This window comes from Pseudoalteromonas amylolytica (genome assembly GCF_001854605.1).
In the GTDB taxonomy this organism is placed as follows: Bacteria; Pseudomonadota; Gammaproteobacteria; order Enterobacterales; family Alteromonadaceae; genus Pseudoalteromonas; species Pseudoalteromonas amylolytica.
This window is the reverse complement of the sequence record NZ_MKJU01000028.1, coordinates 104,467-127,167: the sequence shown is the minus strand read 5'-3', so window position 1 is coordinate 127,167 and position 22,701 is coordinate 104,467. Positions and strand designations below refer to the sequence as shown.

The window sequence follows — 22,701 nt, the reverse complement described above, 5'->3', positions numbered from 1 at the left end:
GGTTGCTTCACAGCCATGTCACCTGCGTGGCATGGTGCTTATTGAGGCAATGAAATGTTGTTAGTTGTATGGAAATATTATGAAAATCCAGTACGCATCGTATCAAGATACCATTGATTTTTTACAGCAGAGTATGAGTGAACATCCCCACCTTATCCGCCTACAAAGCATTGGTGAAACGTGGGAAGGACGACCTATTATGTTGGTGACTGTGTCACTGGATGTTACTTATGCCGATGATAAGCCAGCTTTGCTTTATACCGGCTCGATCCACGCCAGAGAGTGGATTGGCAATGAACTGGCGATTAAATTTATTCAGTATGTGATTGATAACTATCGCTTTAACCCCAAGCTGCAAACGGCTTTGACGCGTAATACCCTGTATATGGTGCCGTGTTTAAATCCTGATGGATTTGAGTATTCGCGAAATCACTTTTCATTTTGGCGCAAAAACCGTCGGAACAATGGTGATGGCTCTTTCGGGGTGGATCTGAACAGAAACTTTGACGCCAAATTTATGCGTAACCAAAACACGCAGTCGAATACCTATGGTGGACCCCACGCGTTTTCAGAGCCAGAAACTTCGGCCATTAGAGACTTTGTTGAAAATCATGACAATATTCGTATTGCACTGGACTATCACTCACAAGGCAATGTGTTCTTTCCTGCTCATAAGTTTAATCATGAGGTGGAAATTGAAGGCACAGATCTCAACGTGCTGTGTGCCAATATGAACAATGAGATCAAAAAAGTAACTGGGCGTCAGTACGGCATCCATCGTGGGAAGCCACCAGCGCAACTCATTCATGGAAGTGGTCGAGAGTATTACTATCGCAAAGGGATCATCGCAACGGTGGTTGAGGTTGGGACGCGTAACATTCCTGATTATATGAAAAACATGGCGCAAAGTGTGGCTGAAAACATCCCAGCCGTGGCGTATGCGCTTAGTGAAGCCATTAATTACTCACCGTTGGCTCCGTCGCGCGTTACCCAGTTCACCATTAAACATGTAGGGCACGACAATGTGGAGTTGGAGTGGGAGTACCAAGAACGAGACGATATTTATTTTGAAGTGTATCGAAGTGAGCACAATAAGGCTCCTTGTACCGAGGAGAATTTGGTTGCGATCACCAAGTCACTGTCGTTTGTGGACGCGCAGCTCAAAAGCGGTCACTTCTACTTTTACAATATTCGTGCGGTAGATAAAGTCACCAAAATCAAATCACCATTTAGTCCTGAGCTGCGTTTAAAAACGACTTTGGCAGACAATCAGTGTGGGCGCACGTTGTTTCCAGCAAGAGAGCATGTCGGCTATCTGTCACAAAACTACTTGAGCAAAAATAAAGAGCACTTTGGTTACAACTCGATGTTTATTGGCGTAGATAAAAATAGGGGGGTCAGTATTGGTGTTGTTGCTTTTGACTTGAGCACCATCCCTGATGGCTCACATATCGAGACTGCACAATTGTTCTTATATCCGATGAATCGTGTGGCGGCAAAAATTGAAAAGTATGGTGAATGGTCAATCTCAATACTGGACGCCAGTTTAATCGACGATATCTACGACTTTGCAAAAATTCATGATGCCAAACCACTGCATACGCTTGGGCAAACCATTGAGTCTGACAAAATGACCCAGGGGATTTGGCTGCGTTGGGCGCTCAATGGTGTAGAGCGCACCTTGTTGGAGTCGCTCCTTGGTCAGAAAACTTTGTTATTGCGTATTCAGGGGCCACAAACCCTACCCATAGGCAATGACTCACAAGTAATGCAGTTTGATATCGGTTATGGCACATTTGGTAGTGGTTTACACTATCGCCCAAATCTAGAGCTGATCTACCAATTACCCGAGCTAGCATCGACAGTCAGTGCGAGCAGTTGCAATACCATTTACCAAGATAAAGTCGTTGCAGATAAGTTGTCATCAGGCTTTGACGCTGATGGAGAGATTGTTTATGGACAACTGGCATTTGAGCTCAATGAATGTTTTGACCCCCAGCGTACTGTGTTTACCAGCGCCTGCCTGACTTTGTACAGCACCAATAGTCTGTCATCGGCAAAAGATGTTCGTTTTACGGTGGAGCTGGTTGAGTTAAAAGACGTGGACTTTAAACATGTAAAGCAAAGGCAGAAGATTGAATATATTGGATATGAAGTGAGCAATGAGCAACTCAAGGAGCGCACGGCACACAACTTTATCTTTGATAGTTACAGCCTAAAAGAGCTGGCTCGCTTACATAAAGCACAAACACCATTGTACTTTATTATTCGAGCAACAGCTGAATCTCAAGCGCGTAATGCGCTGGTTAACTGGCGAGACTGTCAGGATGAACAGCCTGCACAATTGCATGTGGAATATATTGAACGGCGGATAGAAGCCCTGCCTGCACCGACTCACCTGCAAACGCAAGTGGAAAATGGGGTGGTAAAATTAACTTGGTTGAACACGGATAGTTCTGACTTAGTAGGTAGTTTTGTGGTGCGCAATCGGTTTCACCCACCACGCTCACCATTTGATGGTGTGAAACTCTATGGTGGGCAGGATCAATATACACTGGATAACTTTGGTAATGCTGATATTGCCAAGTATTATGCGGTGTTTAGTTATGATCATGTGCCAAACTATTCTCAGCCCACAGTTATTTATTATCCGGGGCGAGCTGAGAGCTAATACAAGTAAGGCCGCATCAAGCGGCCCTACTTAGAGATACATGGAGGATGTACTCGATTAGTATTACATTACCATTACATAATACACAAATTTGCTGGTCGTAACAGGTAAAACATACTTGGTATATTTAAAACTATAAGGCTTTGCCCTAGTGCACATTGTAACCACTTTAGGTTATGAGTGTCGATATTGCACTGGTCTGCTCTGTTGTAAACAGCTGCACTATTTGGAGAGTGCCTATTAAAGCTCAAATGGTGCGACACCAACGGCCTGCATTGTGTAACCAGTTTGTGCTAATTCCCCTTGCCAGCTCTCTACTTTGATAACACCAGTGACAGTGATGGCATCATATAAACTTTCAATGGGCACGCCCCCTTTAATTTTAACGTGTACGATTTGGTTGGGTGGCGGTGGTGGCACATGGACACAAGCTCCAAAATATGGCACCAGTAGAAATTCACTGATCATCTGACTGTCACCCTCTAATGGCACGACAAAACCTGGCAAACTAACCGACTGACCATCTAAGCTTTTCACAACTGGCGCATCCAAGTTTGGCTGCACCCAATTTTGATCTGTCCCTTCGTGGCTGGCCGCATCCTGATTACTTACCTGAACATGGCCCTTTGGGATTAAGTCTTCCCAGAAAATCTCTTTGGGTGGCGTGGCATGTGCGCCAATGCTTAGCATGCTTACTAGTAACAGGGAAATAAATCGCATATACATACTCTCTTAAATTTTAATACTCATACCGTCGGCCAACGAATAGTAGTAGGCTCGTGCGGCAGGGATCAGGCCCATTAGGGTACCACTGAGCATGATACCGCCTAACAAGGTGAGTTCATAGGGTGATAATGGAGCCATACTCAGGTTAACACCAAATTGGCTTTGTAATACTGGCATGATGACAAATAGGCCCGTGTAAAATAACACTGTACCGGATACACAACCTAATAGCGTGATGATGGTCGCTTCAAAACTGAGTAAGCTGAAAATGTGCCAGGGTCTGGCCCCCACTGAACGTAAAATAGCCAATTCTCGACGTCGCTGGCTTAAGGTTGCCAATAGGGTGGTGAGCATACCCAGTAAGCTGATGATGACCACCACGATGGAAAACAACAGGAGGAGTTTTTCAACGATGTCTAACATTTCCCAGAGCTCTTTCAAGGTCACGGTAGGCATAATTGCAAGTAAGGGTTCGCCCTTATATTGATTGATATTGCGACGTACTTGTAAGGTATAAAGAGGTGAGTCAAAACCCATTAAAAAAGCGGTGATTTGTTTTGGATTACCCACTAAGTCTGACGGTTCACTATCGAGTGAGCCATGCGCGTGATTGTGATGATGGTCATCGTGTGGGTCGTGTTCGTGGGGATCATTGCCTGTGACTTGTTTGCGAGTAATCGCGCGCGGCGCGCTAGCACTGGCGTGGATCATATCAACCGCAATCAAAGGAATATGCAGTGTTTTATCTACCGGTGTGCCAGTGGGAGCCAAGATGCCCACGATAGTCATGGGGTTATCATCATGATGATGAAAGCTGGTGTTGCCCATCCCGTGTGATATCACGATGTTTTGGCCTAGATGGTAGCCCAGCTTGTCGGCAACCTCACTGCCTAGCACCACCTCTTTGCCATTGTGGAAGGCGCGCCCGGCTTGAAATTGCAGTGCTTGTTTTTTGCCGTAGCGGTAATGATCAAAGTAGCTGCTATCGGTCCCTAAAACGGCATAGCCTTTGTGACTGTCACCTAAACTGATGGGAATGGTCCAAGCCACGCCTTTGCGGTGCTTAATGTCCTGATAGCTTTGCCAACTAACGGCGTTGTTGTTGTGACCGATGCGAAATACGCTAGAGAGTAATAATTGAATATCGCCGGTGCGGGCACCCACAATCAAGTCGGTGCCAGAAATGGTATTACTAAAGCTGCTTTTCGCGCCCATTCGTACACGCTCAATACTCAACAACAGCATGACACTGATGGCAATGGTGAAAAACGTTAAAAGTACGCTGGTTCGGCGGTTCCAGCAGCTTTTTAGGGCGAGTTTTAGCAAGGTCATAGGTTGGCCTCATTAATGCTGGGCAAGCTTATCTTACGGTCAAAAAGGTGAGATAAGCTCTTGTCATGACTTACAAAAATAACGGTGGCTTGGTACTTTTTGGCTTGTTCAAACAAGGTGGTAATAAACGCTTCTCTGGTGTCGGCATCCAGTGCTGAAGTGGGTTCATCGGCGATGATGACTTCAGGTTGACCGATGAAAGCGCGCGCCGCAGCGACTCGTTGTTGCTGGCCAATGCTGAGCGCAGACACACTGCGCGACAGCAAGCTGCCATCGAGGCCTAAGGCGTTAAGTAAGTGGTGCGCTTGTGCGGTTACATTATTTCTTTCAGCACAGGCTTTTTGTCTGCGCTTTGGAGAAAATTCACATCCTAATGTGACATTTTCCAGCGGGCTCAAATAAGGTAATAAGTTAAAGTTTTGAAAAATAGTGCCTATGTGGTCTGCACGAAAGCGATCTCGCTTAGCGCTTGAAAGCTTTTCCAGAGATTGCTCCAGCACCTTTATAGAACCCTGCTGTATGGGGGTGATACCAGCCAGTAAACCAAGTAGAGTTGACTTGCCGCTACCACTTGGACCATGCAAAAACACTTTCTCACCATCGCCGATTTGCAACTGTTTGATCTGCAATGTGGGGCGCTCATGGTTCTGCCATGTGTAGATTAAATCGCTAATTTCAATCATCAGTAAACCTTCACCGCTATGATGTTAGCGATGGTATATCAGATTGGGGTTAGGCAAAACCTTGCATCGTTAAATTCTAATCTTTCTGCGGCAAACGGGGTTGTGATTGTGATTTTGCCGCTGAACGATTATTATAACGCCTTCTAACCCCCTCATTTTTTGCACCCTTGCAAGGTGCATCCGGCCCTTGGAGTAATAATGAGTAGCTACAAAGTTTTAGACGTCAATGACGATCTACCAATTCGCACCAAAGGTGCAGTTCACAGCGGTAAAGTTCGTTCAGTTTACTGGCTCACCGATGAAGACAGCGCACGCCTAATCGCAGAGAAAGGTTATGATGTACCAGCAGGTACAGAGCTGGCTATCATGGTGATTTCAGACAGGATTTCGGCTTTTGATTGTATTTGGCAAGGTGAAAATGGCTTAAATGGCGTACCGGGTAAAGGCATTGCACTGAACAGTGTTGCAGCTCACTGGTTTAAGCTATTTGATGATGCGGGCCTAGCTGGTAATCATATTGTTGATATTCCACATCCTTACGTGTGGATCGTGCGCAAAGCAAGTACGGTGAGAGTTGAAGCGATTGCTCGTCAATACATCACAGGCAGCATGTGGCGAGATTATGCCAAAGGCATTCGTAATTTCTGTGGTATTGAGTTACCAGAGGGATTACAAGCGAACCAAAAGTTACCAGAGCTTTTGATCACGCCGTCAACAAAAGGCATTATCACAGGCCTTGATGACGTACCAGCGGTAGACGATGTTAACATCAGTCGTAAAAACATCACCGACAATCTTAGCGCATTTAACTTTAAGTCAGAGGATGATGTCGCCAAATATGAGCAGTTGTTGGCGCAAGGCTTTGCTTTGATCAGCGATGAGCTGGCCAAATTGGATCAAATCTTTGTTGATACCAAATTTGAGTTTGGCTATGTAGAAGATACTGACGGTCAAGAAAAGCTTATCTATATTGATGAAGTGGGCACGCCTGATTCATCACGTATTTGGGATGGCCCGGCCTATCGCGATGGTAAAATCATCGAAAACTCTAAAGAGGGTTTCCGTCAGTTATTAATCAACAATGTACCTGACAGCGACGTGCTGCTTAACAAAGATCGTATGGGTGAGCGCGAAGAGCTGGCTAAGAACTACCAACTGCCCGTTGATGTGATGATGGCCGTATCAGACACCTATGTGGGTATTGCCAGCAAAATCGTTGGACAGGAACTAGTTATTCCAACGGATCCTCGTTCTGAGGTCATCACTATTCTAGATGCACAATACGGCTTGATTGAAAATCACTAATCTGCCATAGACTTAGCCAATAAACGGTGATTGCACTGTTTATTGGCAGTTATCTCGTAAATGCTTTGTCAAATGCCTTGCAATTCTACTCCCAGTCAATTTTACTTAGGGGTAGTGTGTAAAAAATCATAAGGCAAGGTATGCCATTCTTTGTGTTCAAAGGCTGTTTGGTTATGGCACTCGGTATCGCTCTTTTGGGGAGCTTGAGTGTTGCAGTATCAGCAAAAACATTGGTTGTGGTTGACCAACATGGCTCGCCCGTAGAGAATGCGGTGGTGGAGCTATTGGACGTAACGACAAATAACCCTCCACCACACCAAATAGCCATTATGGATCAGGTGAACAAGCAGTTTTCGCCGACACTTTTGACTGTGGTGCAAGGTCAGCAGGTATCATTTCCAAACAGTGATGATATTCGTCATCATGTGTACTCATTTTCGCCTGCCAAACCTTTCGAACTAAAACTGTATGCGGGTACGCCCAAAGCACCTATCACCTTTGAACAGCCTGGTGTGGTCGTGCTCGGTTGTAACATTCATGATTCAATGGTGGGTTATATTTATGTGGCGCACTCAGATGCAGCCTTCGTGTCAGACGCACAAGGTACAATTGAGCTGCCAGATAGTGTTAGTGAATACCTACTTTGGCACCCTGAGCAGGCCAACAGTATTACTGAGCGAGCCAAGATGACATGGCCAACAACACACTCTCGTGTTCAGGCTGAAATTGAACTAATTACTCCCGCACCACGTAATACCTTTGGTGAAAGATTTAAGGAACATCATGGGCAATAGTTTAAAACATCGCATTATTATGCTTTGTGTCGGACTGGTGCTGCTAACAACGGTGACCAGCTTAGTGAGCTTTTGGTGGTCTACCAGCCACTTCAATGAAAGTCAGGTACAGCAAGATATAGAAGTCGGCCAGAATGTTTATCAGCAATACTTAAAAGCAAAAGAACGCTTATTGGTGACTGCGGCGACAGTATTAACAGCGGATTTTGGCTTTAAGCAAGCGGTGGCAACACGAGACGCTGACACTATCAGCAGTGTGCTGTTTAACCACAGTCAACGTATAGACGCCGACTTAATGTTGCTGTTTGACACGCGTGGGGAGCTGATATCGGCAAACCAAAATGATATTAAACTATCGTCTGAGACTTCTAAGTCAATGCAACAAGTGCTTGCTCAAGGTAATAGCTCTATTTTCATGGTCATCGGCGACAAACTCTATCAAGTGATAGTGCTGCCCGTTAAAGCACCACGCACCATTGCCTATAGCATGGTGGGGTTTGTGATAGACGCAGCAACCGCAGCTGAGCTAAAAGAATTGACTGGGATGGAAATTAGTTTCATCGCACATCACACGGGGTTAAAAGCGACGACTATCGCGGATCACCCTGAACATTTGAGTCTGTTGGAATATATTGACAGCCAAATCGTCAACCGCTGGTTTAGCGAGGACCCAGTGTATTTGAGCACCGAAGTGCAACTGCCCGGGCTTGAGGATAATCCAATAAGTGTGGTGCTCAGTGCAGACTTGAGTGAGCATTACAAAGAGTTTGACACTTTGGTGCTCACGGTTATTTCTTTATCTTTTGGCACCATAATCCTCGGTTTTATTACCAGCGGCATACTAGCTAATAACCTGACCACCCCTATTCAACAGCTCACGGTGATGGCCAAACAATTCGCCAAAGGCAACTATAAAGCAAGCATTGCTGAGTCTCGTCCAAGTCAAGAGGTGTGTGAACTGGTAGATGCGTTTCAGGAAATGGGTGAAGATATTCAGACGCGTGAGAAGAAAATCCGCTTTCAGGCCAGACATGACAACTTAACGGGGTTTTATAACCGTACTGCTGCCCTAGATTTAATATCTCGTCAGCTCAATGAAGAGCAAAGCTATTATTTGGTTGCACTGGATATCAAAGGGCTACGACATATCAATGACAAGCTGGGACCAAGAGTGGGCGATAGTTGTATTCAGGCGGTCGCACAGCGTATAAAAGAAACCTCTCAGGACATCAATGGTTTTAATGCACGTGTTGGCGGGGACGAATTTCTCAGTGTTATCGCTGTGAATCCAGAGATGACGATGGAGCAAAGCATCGCACAATTGCAAGCATCATTGAACAAGCAATATGTGATTCAAAAGCTGGAGATAAGTTTGCATTTTAGCATTGGGGTGGTGTGTTACCCAGAGCAGGCGCAAACACCAGAAGATATGATCAGACGCGCACTGATAGCCGTTGATACTGCTGCACAGGATGGGCACGAAGTGTACTTCTATCAAAACGGTGAAGATGAAGCGCATTTGGAGCGCTTAGAGATCATCGACGAGCTAAAGCAGGCGCTACAGTTAGATGACGGCCAGTTATTTATGGCGTACCAACCTAAGTTAAATATCAATAGTGGCCAAGTGGATAAAGTTGAGGCATTGATCCGTTGGCAGCGTAGTAATGGCGATTGGGTATCTCCCGAGTTGTTTATTGATTTAGCGGAACAGTCGGGGTTGATTGTTGAGTTGACCCAATGGGTGGTGCGCACAGTGGTAGCACAAGTGGGTGTATGGTTGCGCGAAGGGTTGACCATGAAAGCCGCTATTAATGTTTCTGCACAAGATATTGCAGACAGTGCTTTTTTACCTCACCTTGAAGATATGCTTGCCACACATGGCGTGCCTGCAAAACTGATCACTATAGAGTTGACCGAACGCGATATGATCGAAAATGAAGAGCGCGGTATTGCTGCGCTTAAGGCATTGAAAGCGCTAGGCGTTATGATTTCTTTAGATGATTATGGGGTGGGTCAAACTTCTTTGGGTAGGTTAAAGATGCTACCAATTGATGAACTTAAGCTCGATAAAGTGTTTATTTTAAAACTCAATGAATCTCACCAAGATCAGTGTATTGTGCAATCGACGATTTCCCTTGGTCATCAATTGGGTTTTTCGGTGGTCTCTGAAGGGGTTGAAAATAGCGAATCACTCACGTTACTTAAACAAATGCGCTGTGATTATGCACAAGGTTATCATTTAAGTCGTCCGTTGCCAGCTAAAGAGTTTATCAACTGGTTAGGGAGTTACCATGAAGTGGTTTAGCGCATTATTGCTGTTGGTGTTGTCTCAGAGCGCCTTGGCGGATGGTAAATTACTAGCCACACCAGGTGTTTCCCAGATTGAGGGGAGTGCAGGCGGTGGTATTGTACCTTGGGCTCAGCTTGCGGGTTATGCCAGTGAAGATGAGTGGGCGCTGAGTGCGTTTTGTAGCCGAGGGGATGTGAAAAACTACAGACTGGATGTATGTGGTGTACAAGCTAACCTCTTCGACCGCATTGAGCTAAGCTACGCCGAGCAAGACTTTGCTGTGCCAGCACTCAATACCAATATTGAGCAAGACATCAGTGCCATAAAAGTTCGCCTTTATGGCGATATTGTTTATAGCGATTGGCCGCAGTTAAGTGTTGGCATTCAACATAAGTCCTTGCAAGATGGCACTGTGGCGACCTTAGTCGGCGCTGAGCATACCAGTGGTAACGATGTGTATGTGGCAATGAGTAAACTGCATTTGGGCGCACTCAACGGTTATAACTGGTTTTGGAATGTTACTGGACGATATAGCGATGCCAATCAAGTCGGATTATTGGGATTTGGTGGGAACCATGCAGGCAAGCAGTGGTTGCTTGAAGCCAGTACGGCTGTTTTTCTATCCCGAGAGTTCGCTATGGGTGTCGAGTTTAGAGAGAAAGCAAATAACCTAGGCTTAGGTGAGAGTCATTGGCGAGATGTGTTTATCGCTTGGTTGCCAAACAAATCCGTGAGCGTTACTGCCGCGTGGTTAGATTTAGGTTCCATTGCCGGTGTAGACAAACAAACGGGTTGGTATGTGTCGATAACAGGATATTTTTAAATGAAGTGTTTTACATACACACAAAAGTTGGTTGTAGCATTACTGGTGATGATAAGTTTGTCTGCCTGTCAAAGCGCACCGCAGTCATTGTATCAAAGAGTGGGTGAGCAAGCTGGATTGGAGCGTTTGGTGGATGCTTTTATCAATCAAATTGGTCAGGATGACGTGGTTTTTCACTATTTTAAACAAACGAATGTCAGCCACTTTCGGACCGGGTTTGTCAGCCATTTATGCGATGTGTTGGACGGGCCATGCCAGTATGATGGGGACTCGATGGTACAAATTCATACCGGTATGAACATCAATGAGCATGACTTTAATCATGTGGTTGATTTATTGATAGCAGCAATGGACGAGGTTGGCATTGCCCACCCCGTGCAAAATCAAATTCTTGCTAAGTTAGCGCCGATGCGCTCGGAGATCATCAAGATTTAGCACACTCTTTCAATAACCGAGCGCTGGCCTCAGCGATTGCGCTGGGGCGAACTTCTTCGATGATCTTTTCTTCTGATAAACTGCAACTTTGACTGGTAAGAGCGATAAACGATTGGTTTTTAGGTGCCACAACTGACCAAGGGGAAGTGCCGAATCCAACTACTGCCACACACGGCGTATCTACCGCAGCCGCCATATGCATAGGTCCAGAGTCTATACTAATCATTAACTCACACGCTGCGATACAGTCAACCAACTCCACTAAGCTGGTTTTGCCTGTGAGATCTGTAGCAGTGATATTTTGTGCCTGCAGGGTTTCATAAAGCTGTTGGTTGTCAGTGGTTTCCGATGGATCGCCAACTAAATAGAAGTGCGCATCAACCTGCTTAGACAGCGCTATAAGTGCCTGCTGCGCAAGCGCAAGCGGATAGTGGCGAGCACCTTTGTTTTTTCCGCCAAAATACACGGCAATAGGTGTTTTTACGCCATCGCTGACTACTTTATCAGTATGTTCATAGCTTAATTGAGGCAAGCTATAATGTGCAAAAGGCTTATTGTGACAGTCATTTATAAGATGACAGTAGCGATGAATATAATGGTGATTTTGATTGAGCTTTAAACCGTGACTGAGTAGCGCAGCGCGGCCATTTTGCTTATAGCCCAAAACAAATTTGATCCCAGTCAGTTTGCACAATATAGCTTCGCTGAGCGAGCCTCTTAGCAAGACTGCCATGTTAAACTTGTATTTTTTCAAAGATTTGGCAAGTGCAAATAGCGAATCTTTATTATCTTTGTCATAACGGGTGTCACGAATGATATTAAGTCGATAGTGGCTATCGCGAGCAAAAATATCACACATGTAGGGGCGGGCTAATAAGTGAATCTCATTGTTTGGGTATAGTTCACGTAACATGGCCACAGCCGGTAGCGTATTGATGGCGTCGCCAATAAATTTGGGCAAGACAACCAAAATTGCCCCTGAAACCTGATTTGTTTGTAGTTGTTTCAAAATAATACTGCTGCTGTATTGCACTCTCACAAGCGCTTAGTATAACGTGAGCAGGGCTGTAATTTCACCCGTTATAAGTCAATAAAGGATTTAAAATGAAAAACTTGAAAAGCTGTGAGTGGTTGGCAGAGCACCTTGAGCAAGTGCAGGTACTGGATGCGGGGATTGTGAAACCAGGGGTTGCCTCGCCATATTCGCCAGCGGCCATCATTCAAGGCGCAAAGCGTTTCGATATTAGTGGTACGCTTACTCAAAGCGATGCGCCATTACCTAACACCATGTGTGACGGTGCGCAATTTCAGGCAAACATGCGACAGCTAGGCATTAATCAAAACGACACCGTGGTGGTGTACGACGATTTAGGTTTATTTAGTGCAGCTCGCGCATGGTGGATGTTCAAAAGCATGGGCTTTACACATGTGTATGTACTTGATGGTGGCCTACCGCGTTGGCAAGCTTTGGGTTTTCCCACCACTAGCAGTTATGCCATCAATGATCTGGTTGGCGACTTTGTGGCTAAACCACAAAGTGGCTACTTTATTGATAGCCAACAGGTATTAGCAGCAATAAATGATGACAGTGTGTGTCTGCTCGACGCTCGCGGTACCAAACGCTTTAGCGGTGAAGACCCTGAGCCTCGTCAAAATATGCGCAGTGGTCATATCCCAAGCAGTAAAAACTTACCATACACTGAGCTTTTGGACCAAAACGGGTTGCTGAAAAGCGTCGAACAACTTCAGGTTTTATTCGCTGAGCGTGGTATTACTGACCAAGCTTTACAATTTAGCTGCGGGTCGGGCGTGACGGCATGTATTTTGGCCATGGCGGCGGATGAATGTGGCTATCAAAAGTTGAGTGTGTATGATGGGTCGTGGAGCGAGTGGGGGCTACCGAGTGACTTGCCCGTAGCTACGGGCAATTAGCTGTATGGACAGTGGCGACAGCCGTTGCCACAACAATTACCGCGTTTTAAGTGTGCCCAGCGACTCATCACCAGCAGGCCATCTTCGATGCTATAGTCAAGACCTTCAATTGCAGCCGAATGTTTAAATGGTCTTGCAAGCGCAAGCTGTTCGTCAATGGGGTATGTACTGATAGATTCGATGTGTGCCTTGAGTTTTTCGATTAGACACGTCCTACACAGGCATCCTTGGGTTTGTGATATGGGCAATATGTTGGGCAAAGCCATACACCAACAACCTTGATCAGCACTGCATGTCAGCGCTTTACCACAATTTGAACAAGACATTCTTAAATACCAGTATGAACAATAACGATATGGATCATAACACACCTCACTACCGAGATTTAGCAACGATTGCCCGCCTGGCTGAGGGTTATCAGCAAGTATATGGGCGATTGATACACTACTCGCAACAACAGGTAGTGTATCGCGTCACCACTGAAGATGCGTGCTTCGCACTGGCTCAGGTACAAAATGGTGAGGTAGAGATTGAGGCGTTGGAAATGTGGGCAAACTTGCTAGAAATACGCGGCGATATCGATCATTCACAGGTTGAAGGGCTGCTGTATGCGCTGGCAAACCCCGAACAAATGGGTACAATGAGCCATGAGAAAGTAACGCAATTACTCAACTTATATAAATAAAAAGGACTAACACTTATGTCGCTGAGCGCTAAAGCGATTCATCATAGCTACCACGATGAGCATTTCACATTACACGTTATGCACCCTAAATTTTCAGAGCCAGATTACCACTTGGTGATGCGTAATCAACAGCGCCTTAGAGCCTTGTTTGCAGGGCAAGCAGATTGGCCTAAACCCGATATGACTTTAGCGAATAACATCGCTGCGATGGAACATCATTTACGTGAGTTTAATGACAACATCGCCTATGGCTTTTGTGTATTCGATAGCGAAGAAAAAGAGTGTATTGGCTCAGTTTACATAGACCCAAGTGAGGTAGACGGCTACGACTGTGAGTTACATTATTGGCTGGACAATGCATGGCTGGCGCTGGAGCCAGTATTGGAAACAAACATGCTGACGTGGCTAAAAACCCAGTGGGGATTTAGCAACCCAGCACTGGTTGCACGCGAAATACCACTTAAACAATGGCAAGAAATGAAAAAAGCGAGCTAATGCTCGCTTTTTATCACGCGAATTTACGTTTTACTTATGATACCCCAAACAGGTTTCAACTTCGTTTTTCGAGCCTAAGATCACACTCACGCGCTGGTGGATTTCTTGCGGGTCGATATCCAAAATACGTTCATCACCCGTGTGTGCCATGCCGCCTGCTTGCTCAACCAACATCGCCATCGGGTTGGCTTCATACAGTAGGCGTAGCTTAAATGGCTTGTTTGGGTCTTTGGTGTCAGCTGGGTACGTAAATAGGCCGCCACGACATAGTACGCGGTGTACATCGCCAACCATGGCTGCAATCCAACGCATGTTGAAGTTTTTACCACGCGGGCCTGTTTCACCTGCTAACAAATCACTAATGTAATTTTGCATAGCTGGCTGCCAGTGACGCTGGTTTGACGCGTTGATGGCAAACTCTTTGGTATCCTCAGGAATTTTTGCAAACTCTTGCGTAAGCATAAAGCTGCCGTGAGTTTTATCTAGCGTGAAGATGCGCGTGCCTTTGCCTATGGTCAGAGCCAATGTGGTACATGGGCCATACAACACATAGCCCGCCGCGACTTGTTGGTGGCCCGGCTGCATGAAAATAGCAGGATCAGCCGCATCAGAGCCCTTCGGTGCACGCATGATTGAGAAAATTGTACCAACCAGCGAGTTTATATCTGTGTTTGATGAGCCATCTAATGGGTCGAATGCTACGATGTATTCGGCATCTGGGTTGCCCGCAACGGTGAAGTCTTCCTCTTCCGAGGCAATGGCTTTAACGTAGCCAGACTCAAGTAGAATATCTTTTAAAAGTTGATTTGAGAGTACATCAAGTTTTTTCTGAGTTTCGCCCTGAATATTTTCATCCAACGTTGAGCCGAGTACGCCAGAAAGGGCACCTTGACCAACACGGAAAGAGATCTCTTTACAGGCCGCTAAAATTGTACGGATAAGAGAAAGTAACTCTCTTGAGCAACCATCTTCGATAAGCACTGGAGGGAGTCTACGCATAGTTTTTGATCCTGATAACGTTGTGGCTTGAGTCTGTAAAGTGTGAGAGGAGAACTCAGGCCGCAATTAATTTCGTCTTAAAATGGCTGAACTTTGTATACAATTTTATATACTGGATTTGAATCAGCCATTAAAACCACTAATAACAAGGTAAGATCATGCGAAAAATAGCCAAGCTATCCGTCATATTCTGTACTTTGCTAGGCGCTATGATAACTCAAGCTGTCGCAGCAATTAAGTCTATTGACGAGTTTACTGACAAGTTAAATCGTTTTCCGGGGTATTATTCCTTTTATGCTGACACTTCCAGCGGCAAAATTTATCTGGATGTGGACAAGCTCAAGCAACCATTTCTACTACAGCATAGCCTACCTTACGGTGTTGGCTCTAACGATATCGGTTTAGATAGAGGACAGCTTGGCGGCACTTATTTGGTACAGTTTGAACGTTTTGGTGACAAAGTGATGCTGCGCGCCTTAAACAGTTACTATCGTGCCAGCTCTTCAAACCCTGCTGAGCAACAAAGCGTAAATGAAGCCTTCGCATCGAGTATTTTACAGGGCTTTAGTGTCGTTGCAGAAGATAGCGATAGTGTATTGATTGATTACACCCCTTATCTTTTATCAGACGTTCATGCCGTGAGTCGCACACTTGCACAACGCGAGCAGGGCAGCTTTAACCTAGATAAAAGCCGCAGCGCGGTGTTTATGGAGCGCAGTAAAGCGTTTGTTGATAACACCGAATTGGAAGCTGTGTTGACCTTTACGGGCAATAAGCCGGGCGAATATGTGCGTCAAGCGGTGGCTGACCCATATGCTATTACGGTTCATCAGCATCACTCGTTAGTCAAACTGCCAGATGATAACTATCAGGTGCGTAAGTTCCACCCGCAATCAGGTTATTGGAGTATTGAACATAAAGACTATTCGGCACCACTGGGAGAGTCTATGTTGGTGCGTTACATTCCACGCCACCGCTTAGCGAAGAAAGACCCCAGTGCTACACTGAGCGAGCCGATTGAGCCGATTATTTACTACCTTGACCCCGGTGTACCAGAACCCGTTAAAACTGCCCTATTAGAAGGTGGTCAATGGTGGGACGATGCCTTTGCCGCAGCAGGTTACAAAAATGCTTTTCAGATCAAAATATTGCCAGAGAATGCCGACCCTATGGATGTGCGCTACAACGTGATCCAGTGGGTACATCGAGCGACTCGAGGTTGGTCATATGGTGCATCGGTGATTGACCCACGTACAGGTGAAATTATCAAAGGGCATGTGACGCTTGGCTCTTTACGAGTACGCCAAGACATTCTCATTGCAGAGGCGCTCGCTGCACCGTTTGTTAAGGGTGATGAGGTGGTCAGTCGTCTGCATGACATGGCATTGGATCGTATTCGTCAGCTGAGCGCTCACGAAATTGGTCATACTTTAGGGATTGCACACAACTTCTCTGCCTCAACCAAAGACAGAGCTTCTGTGATGGACTATCCACACCCTTTGGTTTCATTCGACGCAAATGGCAAACTAGATATAACTCAAGGCTACGCCAAAGGAATGGGGGCATGGGATACCCAAGTTGTTAAATATGGTTACAGTGATTTTAGCCATGGCGATGAAGCGCAGGGCTTGGCTGATATTTTGGCGCAAAATCGTGAGCTGGGTTTAGAGTTTATCTCAGACAGCGATGCACGCGCACAAGGTGGTGCTCATCCAACAGCACACTTATGGGACAATGGGACGGATCCAGCGGTGGAGCTATTGCGTGTGCTAGATGTTCGCCAAAAGGCACTGAACACTTTTGGTATCAACAATATTAAAACTGGCGTGGCGTTATCTCAGTTGGAAGAAAAGCTTGTGCCGTTATTTTTATTCCATCGCTATCAAGTTGAGTCTGCTGTTAAATTAATTGGTGGCGTTGACTATGACTATGAAGTTCGTACAGCCAATGCTGTTAAAGGCGCAAAAGTTGTTGATAAGGCCATGCAAAAGCAAGCCCTACAGGCAATTTTGAAAACCCTCGACGCACAACAGCTGCGCATTCCTGAAAGTGTTTTGGCGCTGATCCCACCCAAAGCATATGGCGAGAGCAAAACCCGTGAAAGCGTGTATGGTAGAACGGGGCTCACGCTTGATGCCATGGCTTTGCCCGAAGTTGCTGCCAATCACAGCTTGAATTTGTTGCTCAATGCTGAGCGACTAAACCGTTTGGCGCAGCACAAAGCAAGAGATGTTAAGCATTTAGGTGTGGAGCAGGTAATGAATGCATTGTATCGCAAGGTGTTTGATGCAAGCGCCAGTAGCGGTATGGCACAAAAGCTAACACAGCGTGTTCAGTACTTAACGGCTGCACGTATGGCGCAATTGGCAAGCTCAGACAAAGTGGAGCCAGAGGTGCAGGCACAGCTTAGGTTCCAGCTGATGCGTGTTGCTAAGCAGTTTGACCAACAATCGTTGTTTAGCAATGTCAGTGAAGAAACCGCCTATCGTCATGAGCTGGCAAGGCAGGTCAATGTCTTTTTAGCAAGTGGTAAATGGCCAGAAGGTTTTAAAGCATTGAAGATGCCTCCGGGCTCACCGATTTAAGACGGATAAAAAGCTGGCAGGTTGCCAGCTTTTTTAATGTACTTTGAAATATCAACTGACATGCTCAAGTGTCGGCAAAGCCTGCATGACGCCAAGCTGTGTACAGGTATGCGCGCCACATTTAACGGCAAATTTAGCCGCTTGCTCTAGCTTATCAATGTCATCCACAAGATTTGTTTTGTGAACATTTAGCTTTGCTAAATAAAACAAAAAGCCACTGATCAGGCTGTCTCCAGCCCCTGTGGTATCCGTTACTTGAACCGTGGGCGTGGCAATTTCAATCTGCTGTTTTTTGGTGAGCAACTGTACAGGGTGTTGGCCGTTAGAGATAAGTATCAGTTTAACGCCCAATGCAAACAGCCAGTGGCAATATTGTTGTGTGGTCGTATTCGCCGTTTGGCATAGGCACTCTAGCTCTTCAAGGCTAAACTTTAGTATGTCGCTGTACTTAAAACACGCCTCAATATTGGCGCTGAGCTGGGATACATCGGGCCACAGAGCCAAGCGAAGATTCACATCAAAGCTAATAAGCTGATGATGCCTAAAGGCTTGTTCAAGCAAAGCCATATGAGTTTGGCGAATGTCGCTGGTGGTCAGTGTGTTGGAGCAAAAATGAAATACGCCAGCCTCAGGCCATTGAAACGGCGCAAAGTCAGCTGCGTTAACCATCAGATCAGCTGTTTGATTGCGATAAAAGCTAAATTGACGCTCGTTATTCTCGTCAAGGGTGACGACAGCAAGCGCAGTATTCGTTTGAGCTATCGTTGGACAGTGCATTGTGGACACACCATATGAATCCAATGTACTGCGGATCTGTTGCGCAAACCCATCGGTTGCCAAGCCGCCTAAAAACTCGGCCGTACCGCCAAGTTTAGCAAAACCGACAGCAGCGTTGGCAGGGGCTCCCCCTACAATGGGTAGAAACGCCCCGTGCTGACCCGGGAGCAAGTCTATTAGTGCTTCGCCAAAGCAGGTTAACTTTATCGCAGTACATTGGGACATATTCATCTCGCTAAAATTGATATTTAAGTGTAAACGACGTGGTTCGGCCATTAATACTGCGCGCACGAATGATGTTGTTACTTGGTATGCTGCCTTCTTCCGCTTCGGTAATACCCACCGCATTGAATAGATTGTTAACATTCAAAGAAATAGAAAGGTTCTGCGTTACATCATAGCTGGCAAAGGCATTGACTTGTGTGTAACCATCAAGCTTTAAGTCGTTATTGTCTTGCGCATACGCATCACTCGTGCCGATTAAACTGACGCCTACCGCGCCCTGTTCCATATTGTAACGTCCCATAAGAGAGTAAATAAAATCGGCCTGACGGCGTGGTGTATGGCCTACCACCTCAGGAGACAAGGCATCTTTGGCTATCTCGGCATCGGTCCATGTTAAATTGCCTCTAAAATCAAATGAGCCAACAAAATAGATCCCCTCTAATTCAATCCCTTGTGCCTCGTATTGACGGTCAAAAAACCGCTGGCTGGTGGCCTCAAAGTTTTGTTCTTCGGTTTGCGCATAAAAGGCTGTGGCAAATAGGCTGCCATTGTCAAAGCGCTGTTTAAAGCCCAGCTCAACCTGTGTGACTTCATCAATGGCATCTTCTTTTGCCACACTGCCATCAGGGGCCACCTTACCAAAGAGCAGGCGATCCGCATTGGCGCGTGCCCCTTCACTGATACGGGCAAAAGCCGCTTGGCTGTTGTTGATCTGATAGTTCGCACCGATGGAATAGCTGGTGTAATTCCAGTCATAATTCACAATATCTGGGTTTGCCAGGTCAATGCCCGCTACTTGTTCCTCGGGTTTTGAGATAACGCCATCGCCGTTAACATCTCGCTCGGATACCACAGCCCCCGCGTAAGTGCCCGTTGCGTCACCCCAGTCATAACGTACACTGGCATCAACAGTGATATCACCAAATTGACTAGACACAGCGAGATAAGGCGCACGGGTTGAATAGTCGGTATCATAATTACGCTGGCAGCAGTTACCCCAAGCAGGCGTGCCATAAGCGTACAAACCGTTGTCTGAGTAGGATGTACCATCCTCTGCAAACACATCAATCAAGGCGGCATTATCACCTTTTAATTCCATTAAATACGAGTTCCATAGCCACGACATGGCTATGGTTTGTTCAGACGCGTAAAAACCTAATGTGATGGTCGTGTCATCCTGTAAGGTTTTGGTTAACTTAATATCATTGACGAGCGAGCCAAAATCTCGCATTTGTACATCAAACGTATGAATTCGCATGATGTTTTCGTCATTTACTGCCATTGTTGCTTGCGGGCCATTGGCATATTTTAAGCTAGCATTCTCACCTGCGATACTCGTTGCAATATCTTGTGCATCGCCGATTTCAGCAGGAAATGGTGCGTTAAATGTGCCTTTGACGCTGGAAACCCGAAAGCGATTTTCGACCTGCCAGTTATTGCTCAAATCAAAGCTGGCCTCTACACCTAGACTGTTAACTTGTGGATGCATACCGTCGCGCATATCGCCTTGGCGAATTTCATTGTTCGCGCCTAAGCCTTGTGTATTGATAAAATAGGCGGAATGTGGTGTATCTTCGAGAGCGTCAAAGCCACTTAAAGAGTCGCCGTTAGCACGCATGGGCATAGGTAGGTAGCCGGTGCTTTTGTCATCTAAATGTTTGAAATAGACTCGAACATAACCGTTATCAAATTCTTTTGTCAGATTGGCTTTGATTTGCCCACCTTTATTGCCTGTGTAACCCGTATTTCTTACCCCCTCACCTTGGCGTACAAAGCCACCAATATGAAAGCGCACCGAATCAGACAGGTAGCTACCAAACTCAAAGTCGGTTCTAAACTCGTCATAATCTAAACCGAAAGTGGTTGCGATACTGCCTGACTCACTTTCTCCGGTTTTAGAGATAAAGTTGATAATACCGCCCGGTGCATTACTTGCTGCGGTTGAGGCTGAACCGCCACGAATAGACTCCACCGTTTGTATGGTGTTATCGAGGCGCATGAAAATGTCTGCATTACCAAAAGCGATATCGCCAAATTGTAAAATAGGCAGACCATCTTCTTGCAGTTGTAAAAACTTAGCGCCACCTGAGGCCACAGGTAATCCCCGAACGGCGATGTTGGCGTTGCCCTCACCACCTGTTGATTCAGAGCGCACACCAGGAAGGATCCTGAACGCCTCTGCCGTGGTTCTAGGCGTTGATACATTGATTTGTTCGCCAGAGATACTGCTTACAGAAACACTTGAGGCCATGACGGTACGTTTTTGTGGCACCCCAGTTACGATTATTTTTTCTAGTTCATTCTTTTGCTTGGTGCTATTTGGGGCTTGTTCTTGTGCCCACGCATTTGCACTGATAGCCAGCGTGATTACACTTAGCGCAAACCAAGTTGGGTTTTTTCTTCTCATAATGTGCCTCATTGTTGTCTATTTAGAGTATGGCACCACGATAGTGGAGTTACTTACTTAATCGATTAAGTAAGTTAGCAAAAATTGACTGTTTTGCAATGAAAATCTGCTCGATAATTGTGCGTAATGATTTAACTAACTGTTATTAAAAATAAAAAAGTGTTCAACACTGGTGCACTGCTGAACACTTTTGTGGCAGGCTTAAACCGTAGCGAGACGAAGTTGTGCGGGGTTTCGCCACCAGTTATAAAGCATAGCGAGCATCAGCAAAGCGGCAAATAGAGTGGCAAGCGCAAAGCCGTACTGAATATGGCCAAAGTAGTCGCTGACTACCCCCATTAATAGCGGAGCAAGCGCCGCCGACAGCGCGGTAAAAAATAAGATCACGCCCGCGACAGAGCCATGCTGATGTTTTGCAAAACAAGATATGCCTTTGGAATTCAAGGTGGGATAGATCATCGACATAAACAACCCACTCAGTGGCAGGCTGACAACCGCAGCGTTTACACCAAATAAATAGGTAGCGAGATAACACAAGAAGATGGCAATGCTGAGCACCAACATAACCACTTGCCAGCTAAATATATTCAATAGCCAAGTTGCCATAAAGCGGCCGACTGCGCGTAAAACAAAGAAAATAGTTAACGCATAGGTGGCCAGCAAGGTCCATTCACCTTGATACGTCTTTAATAAAGTCGGCATCCAAACATAGATAGCGACCTCTGTTGCGACATATAGCGCGATCGCGGCTGAAAAGCCCAATGCGTGTAAATCTTTGCACATTAATAGCGTTTGTTTTAGGCTTGGAGGTTGATCTGATATAGCCTTTGGTTTGGCGACAAATCGCACCTTAAGCGTTGCTAAGCTCAGCAAAATACACAACACACCTGCTAAAACATAAAGATAAACCCAGCTAACGCCTGCGGTTATCATGTAGCTGACTAAGGCGGGGCCGACAATCGCACCGATGGCAAAAAAGCCTTCGACCGTATTCATTGTTTTGGTATGCACATGATTGCTAGGGCTTAAGTCTCCAAGCAGTGCCAATGCTGCGGTTTTAAATAGGCCAATCGCAATACCGATGAGGCTCAACAACAGCACGAAAATGATAAAGTTGTTGCTTATAGCAAAGGTAAAACACGCTAAAGCAAACAAGGTGAAGCCAATTAAGATAGTGGCCTTGTGGCCAATCTTATCTGCCAAAAAGCCTAAGCATAAACCACTTATCGCTATCCAGATCATGGGGGCGTAATGAAATGCACTGGCCTGCGTCATGCTTAGATTATACTGGCCGATTAACTCTGGAATGATCACGCCCACAGCATCCGATGTCATCGCAAACATAAAGAACATCATATACGTGAGCCAGCGAAGCGTTGTTAGGTTGTTGGTTGTCATAGTAGTTGCCTCAACGGTTAACTGGCTGATTTATAGTAAGTCTAGTGCGTGTATCGGGGGTGTCAGCCAATTTAATTTTAAATAATGCTTGAATATAGTTAGGTGTTGAATAAAGATATATCTTAATCGATTAAGAATC

19 protein-coding genes are annotated in these 22,701 nt (G+C 45.7%); 10 read left to right on the top strand and 9 right to left on the bottom strand.

Annotated features, from left to right (window positions below; translation table 11 throughout):
• The first annotated feature begins 79 nt into the window (after positions 1–79).
• Positions 80–2,671, top strand: coding sequence for a M14 family zinc carboxypeptidase (locus BET10_RS14190; RefSeq protein WP_070986256.1), 2,592 nt, complete (start codon positions 80–82; stop codon positions 2,669–2,671).
• A 240-nt stretch (positions 2,672–2,911) separates the two neighbouring features.
• Here BET10_RS14190 and BET10_RS14185 read toward each other — a convergent pair whose 3' ends face one another.
• The 3 genes from BET10_RS14185 to BET10_RS14175 are packed head-to-tail and all read right to left on the bottom strand — an operon-like array spanning position 2,912 to position 5,412.
• Positions 2,912–3,397, bottom strand: coding sequence for a DUF3299 domain-containing protein (locus BET10_RS14185; protein ID WP_070986255.1), 486 nt, complete (start codon positions 3,395–3,397; stop codon positions 2,912–2,914).
• A gap of 6 nt (positions 3,398–3,403) precedes the next feature.
• On the bottom strand, positions 3,404–4,729 hold the full coding sequence (locus BET10_RS14180; RefSeq protein ID WP_070986254.1) for an ABC transporter permease: 1,326 nt from the start codon (positions 4,727–4,729) through the stop codon (positions 3,404–3,406).
• Positions 4,726–5,412, bottom strand: coding sequence for an ABC transporter ATP-binding protein (locus BET10_RS14175; protein ID WP_070986253.1), 687 nt, complete (start codon positions 5,410–5,412; stop codon positions 4,726–4,728). Before BET10_RS14175 ends, BET10_RS14180 begins: the two co-directional genes overlap by 4 nt.
• Positions 5,413–5,610: 198 nt before the next feature.
• Between BET10_RS14175 and BET10_RS14170 the strand changes: the two genes are divergently transcribed.
• From BET10_RS14170 to BET10_RS14150, 5 genes are all read left to right on the top strand, one after another.
• Complete coding sequence (locus BET10_RS14170) at positions 5,611–6,717, top strand: phosphoribosylaminoimidazolesuccinocarboxamide synthase (RefSeq protein ID WP_070986252.1); 1,107 nt, start codon at positions 5,611–5,613, stop codon at positions 6,715–6,717.
• A gap of 140 nt (positions 6,718–6,857) precedes the next feature.
• Positions 6,858–7,511 carry a methylamine utilization protein gene (locus BET10_RS14165; RefSeq protein WP_070986251.1) on the top strand — a complete coding sequence of 218 codons (654 nt, stop codon included), beginning with the start codon at positions 6,858–6,860 and terminating at the stop codon, positions 7,509–7,511.
• Complete coding sequence (locus tag BET10_RS14160) at positions 7,501–9,816, top strand: EAL domain-containing protein (protein WP_070986250.1); 2,316 nt, start codon at positions 7,501–7,503, stop codon at positions 9,814–9,816. The genes BET10_RS14165 and BET10_RS14160 overlap by 11 nt, the downstream gene beginning before the upstream one ends.
• A complete protein-coding gene (locus BET10_RS14155; RefSeq protein ID WP_070986249.1) occupies positions 9,803–10,624 on the top strand; it encodes a DUF3034 family protein in 822 nt (273 codons plus the stop codon). Before BET10_RS14160 ends, BET10_RS14155 begins: the two co-directional genes overlap by 14 nt.
• Positions 10,625–11,059 (top strand): group I truncated hemoglobin, encoded by a 435-nt coding sequence (locus tag BET10_RS14150; protein ID WP_070986248.1) that lies wholly within the window; start codon positions 10,625–10,627, stop codon positions 11,057–11,059.
• Here the strand turns inward: BET10_RS14150 and BET10_RS14145 are convergent.
• Entirely contained in the window at positions 11,049–12,068 is a 1,020-nt protein-coding gene (locus tag BET10_RS14145) for a glycosyltransferase family 9 protein (protein WP_070986490.1), read from the bottom strand. The genes BET10_RS14150 and BET10_RS14145 overlap by 11 nt on opposite strands.
• Positions 12,069–12,163: 95 nt before the next feature.
• Here BET10_RS14145 and BET10_RS14140 point away from each other — a divergent pair, with 95 nt between their 5' ends.
• The gene (locus BET10_RS14140; protein WP_070986247.1) at positions 12,164–12,991 is read left to right on the top strand and encodes a sulfurtransferase; all 828 of its coding nucleotides are present in this window, start codon (positions 12,164–12,166) and stop codon (positions 12,989–12,991) included.
• On the opposite strand, the gene BET10_RS14135 is transcribed toward BET10_RS14140, so the two are convergent.
• Entirely contained in the window at positions 12,988–13,317 is a 330-nt protein-coding gene (locus BET10_RS14135) for a C1orf53 family protein (protein WP_070986246.1), read from the bottom strand. The genes BET10_RS14140 and BET10_RS14135 overlap by 4 nt on opposite strands.
• Positions 13,318–13,346: 29 nt before the next feature.
• Between BET10_RS14135 and BET10_RS14130 the strand changes: the two genes are divergently transcribed.
• Both BET10_RS14130 and BET10_RS14125 read left to right on the top strand, forming a co-directional pair.
• The gene (locus tag BET10_RS14130) at positions 13,347–13,676 is read left to right on the top strand and encodes a hypothetical protein (protein ID WP_070986245.1); all 330 of its coding nucleotides are present in this window, start codon (positions 13,347–13,349) and stop codon (positions 13,674–13,676) included.
• Positions 13,677–13,691: 15 nt separating this feature from the next.
• Complete coding sequence (locus tag BET10_RS14125) at positions 13,692–14,171, top strand: GNAT family N-acetyltransferase (RefSeq protein ID WP_070986244.1); 480 nt, start codon at positions 13,692–13,694, stop codon at positions 14,169–14,171.
• A gap of 30 nt (positions 14,172–14,201) precedes the next feature.
• Here the strand turns inward: BET10_RS14125 and BET10_RS14120 are convergent, their stop codons facing one another.
• A complete protein-coding gene (locus BET10_RS14120) occupies positions 14,202–15,170 on the bottom strand; it encodes a class 1 fructose-bisphosphatase (protein ID WP_070986243.1) in 969 nt (322 codons plus the stop codon).
• Positions 15,171–15,328: 158 nt separating this feature from the next.
• Here BET10_RS14120 and BET10_RS14115 point away from each other — a divergent pair, with 158 nt between their 5' ends.
• The gene (locus BET10_RS14115; protein ID WP_070986242.1) at positions 15,329–17,755 is read left to right on the top strand and encodes a zinc-dependent metalloprotease; all 2,427 of its coding nucleotides are present in this window, start codon (positions 15,329–15,331) and stop codon (positions 17,753–17,755) included.
• 51 nt (positions 17,756–17,806) lie between these two features.
• Here BET10_RS14115 and BET10_RS14110 read toward each other — a convergent pair whose 3' ends face one another.
• The 3 genes from BET10_RS14110 to BET10_RS14100 form a co-directional block, all read right to left on the bottom strand.
• The gene (locus tag BET10_RS14110) at positions 17,807–18,757 is read right to left on the bottom strand and encodes a carbohydrate kinase family protein (RefSeq protein WP_240503703.1); all 951 of its coding nucleotides are present in this window, start codon (positions 18,755–18,757) and stop codon (positions 17,807–17,809) included.
• Positions 18,758–18,767: 10 nt separating this feature from the next.
• Positions 18,768–21,164, bottom strand: a complete 2,397-nt coding sequence (locus tag BET10_RS14105) for a TonB-dependent receptor domain-containing protein (protein WP_070986241.1) — start codon at positions 21,162–21,164, stop codon at positions 18,768–18,770.
• Positions 21,165–21,365: 201 nt separating this feature from the next.
• A complete protein-coding gene (locus BET10_RS14100) occupies positions 21,366–22,562 on the bottom strand; it encodes an MFS transporter (RefSeq protein WP_070986240.1) in 1,197 nt (398 codons plus the stop codon).
• Positions 22,563–22,701: the final 139 nt, after the last annotated feature.